The organism is Agrococcus beijingensis (assembly GCF_030758955.1).
In the GTDB taxonomy this organism is placed as follows: domain Bacteria; phylum Actinomycetota; class Actinomycetes; order Actinomycetales; family Microbacteriaceae; genus Agrococcus; species Agrococcus beijingensis.
This window is the reverse complement of sequence record NZ_CP132360.1, coordinates 327,560-342,142: the sequence shown is the minus strand read 5'-3', so window position 1 is coordinate 342,142 and position 14,583 is coordinate 327,560. Positions and strand designations below refer to the sequence as shown.

Here is a 14,583-nt window from a genome sequence, read left to right as displayed (position 1 = left end):
GTATAGAAACCTCGCCGACAGCGGCGCCGCCAAGGAGCACCCGTGACCGTCACCACCAAGTCGACACCGCACCGCTCGACCAGCACCCGCCGCGTCGCCGCAGCTGCCACCGTCGGCACCGCGCTGGAGTCCTACGACTTCTACACCTACTCCTACTTCGCCGCGTTCTTCGCCGGCCCCTTCTTCTTCTCGGCGCTCGGCGACACCGGCGCACTGCTCGCCTCGTTCGCGACGATCGGCATCGCGTTCGTCGTGCGCCCCATCGGAGCCGTGCTGTTCGGCCACCTCGGCGACCGCATCGGCCGCCGCTCGACGCTGCTCATCACGATCGCACTGATGGGCGTAGCGACGGGCCTCGTCGGGTTCCTGCCCACCGGCGAGAGCACGGCGATGTTCGGCGCGGTCGCGCTCGTCGTGCTGCGCATCGCGCAGGGTCTGTCGCTCGGCGGCGAGTGGGGCGGCGCCGTGCTGCTCGCGACCGAGCACGCCGACGCCCGACGACGACCCTTCTTCGCCTCGCTGCCGCAGCTGGGCTCCCCCATCGGCTCGGTCGCCGCGGGCGGGCTGATGCTGGCGATGTTCTTCGGGCTCGGCCCGGAGGCGATGGTCGCCTGGGGCTGGCGCGTGCCGTTCCTGCTGGCGATCCCGCTGATCGCCGTCTCGCTCTACCTGCGCTGGTCGATCGACGAGACGCCGGTGTTCAAGGAGCTCGCGGCCAAGGGCGAGCGCGAGAAGAACCCCGTGTGGGCGGCGATCCGCACGCAGCCGGCAGCCTTCGGCGTCGCGATCCTGGTCGCGCTGCTCGGCATCGGCTCCTACTCGCTGATGAACACCTACACGATGGGCTACGGCGTGGTCTCGCTGGGCTTCGACGAGATGCAGCTGCTCGCCGCCGCCACGATCGGCGGCCTGCTGCAGTTCGTCACCGTGCCGCTGTTCGGCGTGCTCGCGGTGCGCATCGGCTCGGCCCGCGTGGTGGCGCTGGGCGCGCTCGGCACGCTGCTGATCGCGTTCCCCATCTACTGGCTGCTGGGCAGCGCCACCTTCGCGGTGCTCGTCGCGCTCATGGTCGTCGGCGGCATCCTGCCGACCGCCTCGTGGGCGGCGCTCGGCGGCACCATGCAGGAGCTCTTCCGCGGGCGCCACGCCTACTCGGCCCTGTCGGTCGCGTACGCGATCGCCGCGGTGCTGTCGGGCTTCATCCCCTACCTGACCGCAGAGCTCGGCACGGCGACCGGCGGCGCCTGGTGGCACCCGGGCCTGGTGCTCGCCGCATTGTCGGCGCTGACGCTGGTCGGCGCGATCATCGCGCAGCGGATGCGGCACCTCGGCGACGAGGACGCCGACGCCGCACAGGCGGTCACCCCGGAGCGCGTGCCCGAGCCCGCCTGAGCGGCGTCGGCTGCGGCTGACCGGCACCGAAGCCGACCCGTTCCGTTCTGCAGGCGATCCGGGCCTCTCGAGGGAGCATTCCCCTCGATCGGCCCGGATCACCTGCACAGTGCGAGACGAGCGAAGGCTGCGGCCGCCGTCGCCGCCCCGACCACCGCGCCGCCCGACCACTGCCCCGCCCGGCCACTGCCCCGCCCGGCCACCGCGCCGCCCTCGCCCGCGACCTCGTTCCGTTTTGCAGGCGATCCCGGTATCCCGAGGGAGCATTCCCCTCGAGCGACCCGCGTCACCTGCAAAGTGGAGAGCGGTGAGGGTTGCAGCGCACACGGCGAGGGTGCGAGCACGGGGGCGCGAGCTCGACGCCCGGTGCGGCCGTCACGGCGACGCGCAGGCCGCGTGCGACGGCTCGTCGTGCCGCCCGGCTAGCGTGGAGGCATGGCCATCTCGCGCAAGCCCGCACCGCTCTGGATCTGGATCGTCGCCGCCGCGTGCTTCGCGATCGCCGGGCTCCTGAACGACAGCGCGCTGACGCGCACGCTGTTCCTGGTGGCCGCCGCCGCGCTCGCCCTCACCGCGGTGCTGCAGTGGCGGATGCGTCGCAAGCAGCAGTAGGGCCGCGCAAGCACCGGTCGTAGACTGTTCCCCAGCACAACCAGGCATCAAGCCGAGCCCTCGACCCGAGGATCCGGCGCGACGCGATGCCGCGCACATCGAAAGCGAGACGCCATGAGCGCCATGCCCGCAGGCCCCGGGATGCCGGACCGCCCCGCCCTCGAAGGACTCGAGGAGAAGTGGGGTCAGCAGTGGGAGGAGGCCGGCACCTATCGCTTCGATGCGGCAGGCCTCGACCGCGACGCGATCTACTCGATCGACACGCCGCCGCCGACCGCCTCCGGCTCGCTCCACGTCGGGCACGTGTTCTCGTACACGCACACCGACCTGGTCGCCCGCTTCCAGCGCATGCGCGGCAAGCACGTCTTCTACCCGATGGGCTGGGACGACAACGGCCTCCCCACCGAGCGCCGCGTGCAGAACTACTACGGCGTGCGCGTCGACCCGACGCTGCCGTACGACCCCGGCTTCACGCCCCCGCAGGAGGGCGGCGACGGCAAGAGCTCGAAGGCGGCCGACCAGCTGCCCATCTCGCGCCGCAACTTCATCGAGCTCTGCGAGCGGCTGACCGAGGAGGACGAGGAGCGCTTCGAGCACCTCTGGCGCACCCTCGGCCTCTCGATCGACTGGTCGCAGACCTACCGCACGATCTCCGACGACGCGCGCCGCACGTCGCAGCTCGCGTTCCTGCGCAACCTCGAGCGCGGCGAGGCGTACCAGGCGGATGCGCCGACGCTGTGGGACGTCACGTTCCGCACCGCCGTGGCCCAGGCGGAGCTCGAGGATCGCGACCAGCCCGGCGCCTACCACACGATCGTGTTCACCTCGGAGGACGGCGACCTGCGCATCGAGACGAGCCGCCCCGAGCTGCTGCCCTCCTGCGTGGCCGTTGTCGCGCATCCGTCCGACGAGCGCTACCAGCACCTGTTCGGCACCACCGTGACCACCCCGGTGTTCGGCGTCGAGGTGCCGTTCGTCGCGCATGAGCTCGCGCAGGTCGACAAGGGCACCGGCGTGGCGATGATCTGCACCTTCGGCGACGTCACCGACGTCACCTGGTGGCGGGAGCTCGACCTGCCGAACCGCTCGGTGATCGGCTTCGACGGCCGCTTCGGCGCCGAGCCGCCCGAGGCGCTCTCGAGCGAGGCGGCGAAGGCCGCCTACGGCGAGCTCGCCGGCAAGACCGCCTTCAGCGCCAAGAAGCGCATGGTCGAGCTGCTGCAGGAGGCCGGGAAGATGATCGGCGACCCCAAGCCCGTGCAGCACCCGGTGAAGTTCTTCGAGAAGGGCGACAAGCCGCTCGAGATCGTCTCGACGCGCCAGTGGTACATCCGCAACGGCGGCCGCGACGAGCAGCTGCGTGAGGAGCTCGTGCGCCTCGGCCGCGAGATCGTCTGGCACCCCGAGCACATGCGCACCCGCTACGAGAACTGGGTGCACGGCCTCAACGGCGACTGGCTCATCTCGCGCCAGCGCTTCTTCGGCGTGCCGATCCCCGTCTGGTACGGGCTCGACGAGGAGGGGCAGACCGACTTCGACCGCGTGCTGCTGCCCCGCCCCGACCAGCTGCCGCTCGACCCCTCGATCGATGGGCCCGACGGCTTCGACGAGGCGCAGCGCGGCGTGCCCGGCGGCTTCGTCGGCGAGCTCGACATCATGGACACCTGGGCGACCTCGTCGCTCACCCCGCAGCTCGCGGGCGGCTGGTGCGACGACCCCGAGCTGTGGTCGAAGCTCACCCCCTTCGACCTGCGCCCGCAGGGCCAGGACATCATCCGCACCTGGCTGTTCTCGACGCTGCTGCGCTCGAAGTTCGAGGACGGCCGCGCCCCGTGGCAGCACGCCGCGCTCTCGGGCTGGATCCTCGACCCCGACCGCAAGAAGATGTCGAAGTCGAAGGGCAACGTCGTGACGCCCTTGGGCATGCTCGAGGAGCACGGCTCCGACGGCGTGCGCTACTGGGCGGCCTCGTCGCGCCTGGGCGTCGACGCCACGCTCGACCCGCAGAACCCGAAGATGATCAAGATCGGCCGGCGCCTCGCGATGAAGGTGCTGAACGCGGCGAAGTTCGTGCTCTCGATGGAGGGCGCGCCGGGCGAGATCACCGAGCGGCTCGATCGCGAGATGCTCGCCGAGCTCGCGGGCGTCGTGCGCACCGCCACCCGCGCGTTCGAGGGCTACGACCACGCGAAGGCGCTCGAGGCGACCGAGGGGTTCTTCTGGACCTTCTGCGACGACTACCTCGAGCTCGTCAAGGAGCGCGCGTACTCGGGCGACGAGGCCGGCCGCGGCTCGGCGATCGCCGCCCTGCGCGCCGCCATCGACGTGCAGCTGCGACTGCTTGCGCCGTTCCTGCCGTTCGCGACCGAGGAGGTCTGGTCGTGGTCGCACGACTCGTCGATCCACGTCGCCGCGTGGCCGACGGCCGACGAGCTCGGCGAGGGCCTCAGCGCCACCGGCATGCTCGCCTCCGTGGGCCAGGCGCTCATCGGCATCCGACGGGCGAAGACGGATGCGAAGGCAAGCCAGAAGACGCCCGTCGCCTCCGCGGTCATCGCGGTGCCCGAGGCGCTGCGCGAGCACCTGGAGGCCGCAGCCGACGACCTGAAGGCCGTGGGACGCATCCGCGAGCTCTCGATCGTCGACGGCGCGGAGCTCGCCGTCGGCGAGATCGTGCTCGAGGAGGCCTGATGCAGATCGGCACCCGGTGGAGCGTCGGCGGCGAGGCCCCGCAGTCGGTGCCGGTCGCGATGCGCGCGGCGATCGACGACGAGGAGCGCACGCTCGTCGAGCTGGGCGCCGACACCTCGGCGTGGCGCTGGACGCTCACGTGGCTCGAGGGTCAGCCGGTCGTCGAGCTCGACGACGGCACGACGATCCGCCTCGACGGGGACGACGTGGTGGTCGGCCGCGACTGACGCGGCAGACCCGCCTACCGCATCGGGCGGGTGAGGATCTGCGCCATCACGAACGCGTCGTTGACGACGGCGATGGGCATGGTGACGGGGTGCGGCTCGTGCTTGGGCATGGTGTCTCCTCCTGGGTGCTTCCCGATCAGTCGATCGGGAAGGCGTTGAACTGGATCTGGATGCGGTGGACGGGGTCTGCGGGGACGGGGTCTGCGGAGTCGTGCTCGCCGGCCTCGGCGCCCGACGCCGCGATGGCGTCGCGCACGAGCCGGTCGACCTGGCGGGTCAGCCGGTGCAGCTCGCTCGCGCTGAGCGTCGCGGAGCGGCTCGAGACGCGCGCGGCGTCGAGCGTGGGCTCGTCGTAGCGCTCCTCGCCGGTGGCGACGAAGGCGGCGAGCAGCGCGCTGTCGTGCTGCGCCCAGGCGCCGAGCACGGTCGCTGAGGCCGCACGGCCCTCGGGCGCGTCGGCGAGCTCCTTCGTCCACACCTGCAGCTGGTCGACGGCGCGGCGCCACCACCGCTCGCGCGCGGTGCCGCGCTCGGAGTCCTCAGCGATGAAGCCCTTCGCCTCGAGCTGCCGCAGGTGATAGCTGGTCGAGCCCGTCGACTCGCCGAGCGTCGCGGCGAGCGACGAGGCGGTCTGCGGGCCGCGGGTCGTCAGCTCGTGCAGGATCCGCACGCGCAGCGGGTGGGCGAGCGCCTTGAGCGAGTCGAGGCTCAGGGCATCGGGAGCGACGGCCGCGGTCTCGCTCGCGCCGCCGGATCCGTCGACGGCGGCGTCGGGCATGCATCCAGAATACTCTTTGCAAACACCTCTTTGCAAGAGGTATCTGACAAGTGATTGCCCGTCGCCGAAGGCCGTGGCCGACCGCCGAGGTCGGCTTTCCGCGCGGTCAGCCTCGGGCGAGGATCCAGCCGTGCAGCATCGCCATCCATCCGTCGTCGGCGGCCTGCCACGCACCCCACGCGTCCGAGATCGCCTGGCGCTGGGCGGCATCCGCCAGCCCATGACGCTCGCTGCCGTCGGCGAAGGCCGAGTGCAGCGCGCGCTCGACCCACTGCCCGCCCCAGAACGCGCGGCCGTGCGGCGACTCGAAGCACCACGTCTCGACGTCGGTCTCGACGCTCGCGAAGCCCGCGGCGCGCGCCCACGACTTCAGCTTGGCGCCCGCATCGCCGTCGCCGCCGTTCGCCGCCTGCAGCGCGACGATCACCTTGCGCCAGAGGGCGAGCTCGGGGGTGAGCGGATGGATGACCGTGGCCGAGTAGATCACGTCACGGGCGGCGACGAGGTCGCCCACGCGCCGCCAGGCGGCGAGCGCATCGATCGGCCGCCCGAGGTGCTGCAGCACCTGGTGCGCGTGCACCACGTCGTACCGCTCCCCCGGCGTCGGGTCGTACGCGTCGCCGACGTGGAACTCCACGTTCGAGACCCCCGCGAGCGCCGCCGCCGTCCGAGCGGTCTCGACCACCTCGGCGCTCATGTCGATGCCCACGACCCGGCCGCGGTCGCCCACCCGGCGCGCGAGGTCGATCGTGATCGACCCCGGGCCGCAGCCGACGTCGAGGATCCTCATGCCGGGCTCGACGAGCGGCGAGAGGTATGCCGCCGAGTTCGCGACGGTGCGGGCGGCGTGCGCGGCGACGACGCTCGCGTGGTGCCCGTGGGAGTAGGTGACCTGCGCCATGCCGCGAGTGTATGACCAGGAACCCCGGGCGGAAGAACCTAGGGTGGGTGCCATGACCAACCCCTTCCTGACGCCCAGCGCGCTCCCGTACCAGCTGCCGCCGTTCGCCGAGATCCGCGAGGAGCACTACGAGGAGGCGCTCGAGGCGGGCTTCGCCGAGCAGCTCGAGGAGGTCCGCGCTGTCATCGACGACGCCGCGGCCCCGACGTTCGAGAACACCATGGTGCCGCTGGAGCGCAGCGGCGCGATCCTGTCGCGGGTCGCGCACGTCTTCTGGAGCATGACCTCGACCGACTCCTCGCCCTTCCTCGAGGAGCTCGAGGAGCGCTACGCGCCGCGCTTCGCCGCGCACGCCGACGCGATCACGCTCGACCCGTCGCTCTACGCGCGCGTCGCGGCGCTGCACCAGAGCCCCGACCCCGCATGGAACGACGAGCAGCGCTACCTGGTCGAGCGCCGCCACACCGAGATGACCGTCGCCGGCGCGGGCCTCGACGAGGCGGCCCGCGACCGCCTCAAGCAGCTCAACCAGCAGATCGCGACGCTCACCACGCGCTTCGACAAGCACCTGCAGGCCGACACCAACGACCTGGCCGTGGTCATCGACACCGAGGCCGAGCTCGACGGCCTCAGCTCGGGCGAGATCGAGGCGGCGGCCGCCGCGGCGGCCGACCGCGGCCTCGAGGGCAAGTGGCTCATCACCCTGCCGCTGTTCTCCGGCCACCCGTGGCTCGCCTCGCTCACGAACCGCGACGTCCGACGGCGCGTGCTGGAGGCATCCCTCGCCCGCGGCACCCGCGGCAACGAGCACGACAACCGCGACACCGTCGTCGAGCTCACCGCCCTGCGCGCAGAGCGCGCGCAGCTGCTGGGCTTCGCCACGCACGCGCATGCGATCACCGCTGACGAGACGGCCGGCAGCCCCGACAACGTGATGGCGATGCTGACGAAGCTGGCGAAGCCCGCCGCCGCCAACGCGCGCACGGAGGCCGCCGCGCTGCAGGCGCAGATCGACGCTGCCGGCGAGCCCTACGAGCTCGCCGCCTGGGACTGGGCGTACTGGACCGAGAAGGAGCGCACCGCCCGCTTCGACGTCGACACGGCGGCGCTGCGCCCCTACTTCGAGGCCGAGCGCGTGCTGCGCGACGGCGTCTTCTACGCGGCGACCCAGGTGTACGGCGTCACCTTCGAGGAGCGCACCGATCTGGTCGGCTACCACCCCGACGTGCGGGTGTTCGAGGTGCGCGACGACGACGGCTCGGAGGTCGGCCTGTACCTGCTCGACCTCTACACCCGCGACTCGAAGCGCGGCGGCGCGTGGATGAACCCGCTGATCCAGCAGAACGCGCTGCTCGAGCACCCGACGGTGGTGATGAACAACCTCAACGTGCCGAAGCCCCCGGCCGGCACGCCCACGCTGCTGACGTTCGACGAGACCACCACGCTCTTCCACGAGTTCGGGCACGCGCTGCACGGCCTGTTCGCGCAGGTCACCTACCCGTCGTTCGGCGGCACGAACGTGTTCCGCGACTTCGTCGAGTTCCCCAGCCAGGTCAACGAGATGTGGATGCTGTGGCCGGGCATCGTCGAGCACTACGCCCGGCACATCGAGACCGGAGAGCCGCTGCCGGCCGATGTCATCGCCCGCCTGCAGGCGTCGGAGTCGTTCAACCAGGGGCACGACACCAGCGAGTACCTGGCGGCCGCGCTGCTCGACCAGGCGTGGCACGCGCGCGTCGCGGGCGACGAGGTGACGGATGTCGCGGCGTTCGAGCGGGACGCCCTCGACCGCGTGGGCCTCCTGAGCGAGACGGTGCCGACGCGCTACTCGACCGGCTACTTCCAGCACGTGTTCTCGGGAGGCTACTCGGCCGGCTACTACTCGTACATCTGGTCGGAGGTCATGGACGCCGACACGGTCGAGTGGTTCAAGCAGCAGCCGTCGATCCGCGAGGCCGGGCAGCGCTTCCGCGAGCGCCTGCTGGGCGTGGGCGGGTCGAAGGATCCGCTGGCCGCGTTCCGCGACTTCCTGGGCCGCGACGCCGAGCTGGCGCCGCTGCTCAAGCGCCGCGGCCTCGACGCGGCCGAATAGCGCCGCCGCCGCCGAGCAGTCGCACGACAGGGGCGCTGCATCCGTGAGGATGCAGCGCCCCTGCGGGGTTCCCAGCCCCTAGGGTGTGGCCGCCACGACTGCCACGTCGAGCACAGCGGTCGCGGTCTCGGCATAGCCGGCTGCGTCGGTGTAGGTGACCGTCACCCGTATGAAGCTGCCGACGTCGGCGGCGACGACCTGGTAGCTCTCGACCTCAGAGCCGAGCACCGTCGAGCCCGGCGGCACCGTCGGATCGGTCGAGCTCGTCCATTCGTAGACGAACTCGGTCCCCTCCTCGAGGCCGTTGGCGTCCAGCACTTCGGTGGCGATCAGCAACGATCCGACCGTCGGTGCGGCGGGGGCCTCGTCCCAGACGAGTGTCGGACCGACCGGCAGCTCGTTGGGCACCGTGACGAAGCTGCCGGTGACCGGGGAAGACGCCGTATGCAGGACACCGGACCCGTCTCTGTAGGTCACCGAGACGCGGAGGAACATGCCGTTCTCCTCCACTCCGGGTGTGAACGAGCTGGCCAGAGTCGCCCCGTTGCTCGTCCCGGGAGTCTGTCGAGCGAGCTCAACCCACTCGGTGACGTTCTCGGGGAAGTCAGCCTTGCCGCCCAACCAGACGAACTCAGCTCCGGTGAAGGCGCTGGCGTCGAGCGGGCTCGTGCCGTCGGGCGCCACGACCGTCGCGACGACCGGGACTCCCTCGAGCGGCGTGTCGGTCGACAGGGAGACTGCGAACGTGGTGTCGCAGGCCTCCCACGCGTCGCCGGCCTCGTTGAGCGTCGCGCAGCCATCCGAGAACTGCAGCCGCTCGAAGCCACGGATGACATCCGAGCCCTGCGTGGCGTGCTCGACCTGCCAGTACCCGGGGGCACCCTGCGTGATCGTGTACGCGGCCATCACGTCGCTGTAGACGGATGTGTCGCTCCCGCCATCGACGGAGACGATCTCCCGCACGATGTCGAGGTTGCCCGGGTTCACCGTGCCCGCGAAGACGCGCGCCTCGACGTCGTTCGCGCTGTCGTAGCGCTGGCCGGTGGCGGAGTCGAGCAGCTGGACCCGGAGCATGGCGTCGCCGTCGAGGAAGTCGTCGCCGGCCCTGCCCTCCACGGTGTCGTCGCCGGGACCACCGAGGATGACCATGTTCATCCCCGTGGCGGCAGGATCGGGCGGCCCGATGAGGCGCGCTGCGTAGTCGGTCTCGGGGGTCGGCCGGAGCAGGCCCTCCAGGCCGTCGACGAGATCGATGCTGGCCTCGGTCGCCCGCTCCAGCGGGAGCAGGTGGGCAGGGATCTCCGTCGGCGCGATCAGCGGCCCGCGGAGTGTGTCGTTGCCGGCACCGCCCGAGAGGGACTCGAGCTGGTCGAACCGCGACCGCAGCGGGTTGTTCGGATCGACGAGGCTCGTGAACGCGAAGTCAGCCGTCACGTTCGCCGTCTGGCCGTAGTAGGTCAGCCAGTCGAACCCGAGGTTGCCCAGGTGACGGTCGGTGCCGACGGCGGCGCCGACGAGGATGTCGTCACCGCCCTCGCCCTCGATGTCGTCGTTGCCGAGCCGGCCGAGCACCACGTCGCTGCCACCCAGCGTGTCGTCCTGCTGCTGGTCGGCGTTGTCGCCCTGGAGGAGGTCGGCGTGGGAGCCGCCCTCGACCCAGTCGTGCTGCTCGCCGCCGAACACCGTGGCGCGCCCGCTGGTGCCGGTCACGACGTCGTCGCCCATCCCCATGAAGAACGAGGAGCCCGCGCCGCCGCCGCCATTGACCGCGAAGTCGTCGCCGAGGCCCGCGATCGCGAGATCGATGCCGGCGCCGACGTGGATGGCGTCGTTGCCCTGGTCGCCGTGGATGACATCGTCGCCGAACGAGTCAGTGATGATGTCGTCACCAGGACCGCCGACGAGCGAGTCGTTGCCCCCGCCGCCCTCGATCCTGTCGTTGCCCTCGTAGCCCCAGAGCGAGTCGTCACCCTCGTCGCCGGACATGTTGTCCGGTCCCGCGGTGCCGTGCAGCTCGAGGTGCTCCACTCCCGACCAGCGCCAGCTGCCATCGGCGCCCTGGAGCAGACCCGCAGGGAGCGGGTTCGGCAGAGCGTCGAGGTCGAGGATCTGTTCGTTCAGCGAGAAGATGTTCGCCGGCAGATTGGATGCGTCGGAGTTGCGCTGGATGAGATCCGAGAGCGAGTTGCCCTCGAGCGCAGCGAACAGCTGCACGCCGGGGTTGCGGAACAGGTAGTAGAACCGGTCGCCGAACTGCAGCTTCTCGAGCTGCGTCTCGAAGACGTAGTTGAACGTCGATCCCAGCATGCCGCCGAAGGCGTCGATCTTCTCCGCCAGACCGCCGACCCAGAGGTCGACCGACTCCAGACCGGTCGTCGTGCCGCCGTTGGCGTCAGCCCAGGCTCCCGTGCTGTTCATGAACTCGAGCCGGTCCGCCGGCGCCGTGAGCGGCGTCGGTGCGAGCGAGGCGAGGTTCAGCTCGGTCGCCGCGCTGACCGAGTTGGTGTCACCGAGGATGAAGATCTCGGTGGGTGCCAGGCGCTCGATCTCGGCCCGGATGGCCGGCGTCATCCCGGTCGGCGGGAGCAGCAGGATGGGCGAGCCGTTGAGGCCTGCACCCGGAGCCGCCGTGACCGCGTCGGGGAAGTTGGTGCCGGTCGTCACGTACACGCGATCGGCTCCGGTCGGGAAGAACTGCTTGCTGATCTCGACCGCCGTGTCGTACCGGCTCGCACCGGCGAGCCGGATGACGGGGCCGGTCGTGAAGGCGTCGAGCTGCGTGGCGACTGCCGCGCTCACCGAGGGCGTACCACCGAGGACCACGATCTCCGGCGGGTTGAGCCGCTGGAGCTCTGCGGCGATGACCGCAGGGATCCCGTTCGGCGTCACGAGCAGCACGGGCGAGTTGCCCTGCGCAGCGACCGCTGCACCGGCCAGCGCATCCGGGAAGTTCTCGCCGTTCGCGATGAACACCCGCTCGACCGGACCCGTGAAGGTCGCCGAGATGGCTGCGGAGGTCGCGTAGCGGTTCGGGCCTGCGATCCGGGTCACCGGAGCGTCGGTCGCCGAGATCGCGTTGAGCGCGAGCACGGTGTTGGCGCCGACCGAAGCCGTGTCGCCGAGCACGACGATGCGGCCGGGCGCGAGCCTCAGCAGCTCCTCGTGGGTCTCGGCCGGGATGGTTCCCGCGGAGCCCGGCGGCACGAGCAGGATGGGCTTGCCCAGGGCTCCGGCCGACAGCGCGTCGGGGAAGTTGAGGCCGTTCGTCACGTAGACCGTGTCGATGCCCGGCTCGTAGTGGCGCTGCGAGAACAGCGCGGCGGTGTGGAAGCGGCTGGCGCCCGGGAACCGCGAGATGAACTCGCTGCCGACCGGTGCACCGTTGACGAGCAGCGAGGCCGCCGCACGACGACCGACGACCGTGGTCGCCGCCTCGACGGTCGGGTGGGTGCCGTAGGCGGCGACGAAGTTCACCAGCGAGGCGTTGTTGCCGCCACGCCCGAAGTTGTTGCCGTTGCGCAGCCCGAGCCCGAAGTCGACCCAGTCGCTGTAGGGCTCGAGCGACGAGTCGCCGGTGAGCCGGAAGAACTCCTCGCGCGCTGTCTGCAGCGGCGGGATGCCGACGTCTCGAGCTCGCGCCATGTTGATGGTGGCGAGGTCGAGCGGCAGGCCGAGCAGGTTGTTGCGCAGCGTGTCGGTGACGTACTCGTCGATCTGGCTGCCGACGCGCGACGTCATGCCGTCGATGAGGGAACCCACCGCCTGATCTGGCGTCAGCGCGCCTCCGTCGTCGAAGGCATCCGGATTGAGGAAGCCGTCGAGCAGCGACACGTCAGACTCCACGGCAGCGGTGCCTGGCACATCCTCGCGGCCGATCTCCTCGGTCATCATCGAGTGCCCGAAGCGGTAGACCACATCGGCGAACTCGGCCATGATCGCCGGGTCGATGGCGGGGTTGTAGCTGTTCTCGTTGAAGACCACCGGATCGATCGAGGGGGAGATCGTGCGTCCGAACTCCTCGAAGACGATGTGCTGGTACTGCATCTCGGTGGCGAACTTCGCCGCCTGGAACAGGCGCTGCTCGTAGGTCCAGTCATCGGCCTGCGGCTGCGGCAGGGCGAGCTCGGGCACGGCCGAGGGGTAGGCGTGCGCCTCGCCCCGGAACGCCTTCGCGAACTCGGCCAGCAGTGCGGGGTCGGCCATCGTCTGGTCGTTGCGCAGCAATGCCGTGCTCGGGTCGCCGTTCAGCAGCGCCTCGATCTGCTCCACCATGCGGTTGTGCTCGGCGTGGAACACCGCGTGCACCGCGGTGAGGCCGATGTTCTCGTTGACGCGACCGTCCCCGGCGATGAAGTGCTCGCCGAGCGCGACGTTGTTGTAGCCGCTGAGGATGTCCGTGGTCGGCTGGCCGTTCTCGTCGTACTGCGGGACGAGGTTGCCGTTCGCGTCGAACACCGGGGTGGCGCCGTGCGCGATGTCGTCGAGGAAGGCGGTGCCCGTGGTGAGCGCGCCGGCCGTCGAGACGGGGGCACCCGGGTCGCCCTCGCGGAACGCGATGTCGTCGACACCCGGTCCGGTCGAGACGATGAGCTGGGGCATGCCGCGCAGCGGTCCCGGCACGAAGTTGCCGTACGGGTCGACGACCAGCTGCGGCACGGCCAGCACGTCGGCGTCGGTGAGGTCGATGCCCAGGATGGTCCGGGCCTGGTCCTTGACCTCGGTCCAGGTCGCCATGCCGCCGGCGGCGCCCTCGATGAGCTTGCCGGTCGCACCGCCGCCCGGGGCGTACTCGCGCAGGAAGACCTGGTGCGCCGGGTGCGACGCGTACGTCTGGTTCTGATCGACGAACGGCGTGGTCAGGTTCGTGTGCTCCGTCGTCGGGTTGCCAGCGGCGTCGTCGGCGCGAGTCGCTCGGGTGAGCACGAGGAAGTTCGTGGGCGACCCGGCCTCGTACAGCGGGTCGTCGGGCTCGAGCGGCACGACGAGGGTGCCGTTGCCACCCTTCTTGACCAGATCGAGACCGTGGTCGAAGAACTGGCCGAAGAACCCCAGGAAGGTGTTGAACGGAGCGGACAGGGCCTCGTCGGGCGCTGTGTTGGGCGTGCTCACCATCTCGGTGTCGGGGTCGAGGTCGGGCACGTTCGGGTCCTGCGGGAGCAGCGTCGCCGTGCCCGCGTCGAGCTGGTTGACGATCGCCGGGTTGCCGGTGGTCTGGTCGACGATCAGGTTGCTGATGATTCGCGGGTCCGAGTCGTAGACGAAGCCCTCGGTCTGCGTGTAGCAGGTGAGCCCCGCCTCGCAGCTGGCCGTGACGCCGGGAGCGTTGGGCGGCGCGAACGGCGGCGGCGCCTCACCCTGCAGCCACTCGGGGTCGAGCAGCCGCGGGAAGGGGAGGCCGCCGGAGCCGAACTCCGACTGGCCGGCGATCAGGTTGTTGTAGCTGCCGTCGACCGTGCGCACGCCACCGGGCTGCGCGACGTTGGTGACGCAGGTGCCGCTCAGGTCGCTCGGATCCGCGCAGACGTAGGTGTAGTTGCTCGGGTCGGCCTCATCGGCGGCGTGCGCCTCGGAGATCTGGACCTGCCGGAGGATGAACTCGAGGTCGTTCTGGTTCAGCACGAACGACGGGGTCTCGTCGGTGACGGCGAGCGCGGGCGCGGGCGCGCTGACGATGGCCAGTGGGACGACCATGGCGAAGGCCGCGGTCAGGCCGATGACGTTGCGCCGCAGCTTGGCACTGCGACGTGGAGGTGGGGACCAGCTGCTGGGGTTGAGCTTGTGCACGGGAATACTCCTGGTTGCGTTGCTCGACGAGCTGCGCCCGCCGAGGGAGGCCCATAGTCGTCCGCGGCTCCGTTACCACGACCGTCGCAACTTGCAGTGCCATGAG

General features: G+C 70.8%; 8 protein-coding genes. 5 read left to right on the top strand and 3 right to left on the bottom strand.

The window, feature by feature from the left end:
* Positions 1 to 42: 42 nt before the first annotated feature.
* The 4 genes from Q9250_RS01525 to Q9250_RS01510 all read left to right on the top strand — a co-directional run bounded on the left by Q9250_RS01525 (position 43) and on the right by Q9250_RS01510 (position 4,922).
* Positions 43 to 1,392: an MFS transporter gene (locus tag Q9250_RS01525; protein WP_306232814.1), complete on the top strand. Its 1,350-nt coding sequence runs from the start codon at positions 43 to 45 to the stop codon at positions 1,390 to 1,392.
* A gap of 435 nt (positions 1,393 to 1,827) precedes the next feature.
* The gene (locus Q9250_RS01520) at positions 1,828 to 2,004 is read left to right on the top strand and encodes a hypothetical protein (RefSeq protein ID WP_306232813.1); all 177 of its coding nucleotides are present in this window, start codon (positions 1,828 to 1,830) and stop codon (positions 2,002 to 2,004) included.
* 114 nt (positions 2,005 to 2,118) lie between these two features.
* The gene (gene valS, locus Q9250_RS01515; RefSeq protein WP_306232812.1) at positions 2,119 to 4,695 is read left to right on the top strand and encodes a valine--tRNA ligase; all 2,577 of its coding nucleotides are present in this window, start codon (positions 2,119 to 2,121) and stop codon (positions 4,693 to 4,695) included.
* On the top strand, positions 4,695 to 4,922 hold the full coding sequence (locus Q9250_RS01510) for a hypothetical protein (protein WP_306232811.1): 228 nt from the start codon (positions 4,695 to 4,697) through the stop codon (positions 4,920 to 4,922). Before valS ends, Q9250_RS01510 begins: the two co-directional genes overlap by 1 nt.
* A gap of 136 nt (positions 4,923 to 5,058) precedes the next feature.
* Here Q9250_RS01510 and Q9250_RS01505 read toward each other — a convergent pair whose 3' ends face one another.
* Together Q9250_RS01505 and Q9250_RS01500 are read right to left on the bottom strand one after the other, a co-directional pair.
* Positions 5,059 to 5,700, bottom strand: a complete 642-nt coding sequence (locus tag Q9250_RS01505; protein ID WP_306232810.1) for an ArsR/SmtB family transcription factor — start codon at positions 5,698 to 5,700, stop codon at positions 5,059 to 5,061.
* Positions 5,701 to 5,806: 106 nt separating this feature from the next.
* Positions 5,807 to 6,601, bottom strand: coding sequence for a methyltransferase domain-containing protein (locus Q9250_RS01500; RefSeq protein WP_306232809.1), 795 nt, complete (start codon positions 6,599 to 6,601; stop codon positions 5,807 to 5,809).
* Between the two features lie 52 nt (positions 6,602 to 6,653).
* On the opposite strand from Q9250_RS01500, the gene Q9250_RS01495 reads away from it, so the two are divergent.
* On the top strand, positions 6,654 to 8,693 hold the full coding sequence (locus Q9250_RS01495) for a M3 family metallopeptidase (protein ID WP_306232808.1): 2,040 nt from the start codon (positions 6,654 to 6,656) through the stop codon (positions 8,691 to 8,693).
* A 78-nt stretch (positions 8,694 to 8,771) separates the two neighbouring features.
* On the opposite strand, the gene Q9250_RS01490 is transcribed toward Q9250_RS01495, so the two are convergent.
* Complete coding sequence (locus tag Q9250_RS01490) at positions 8,772 to 14,477, bottom strand: peroxidase family protein (RefSeq protein WP_306232807.1); 5,706 nt, start codon at positions 14,475 to 14,477, stop codon at positions 8,772 to 8,774.
* Between the last annotated feature and the right edge of the window lie 106 nt (positions 14,478 to 14,583).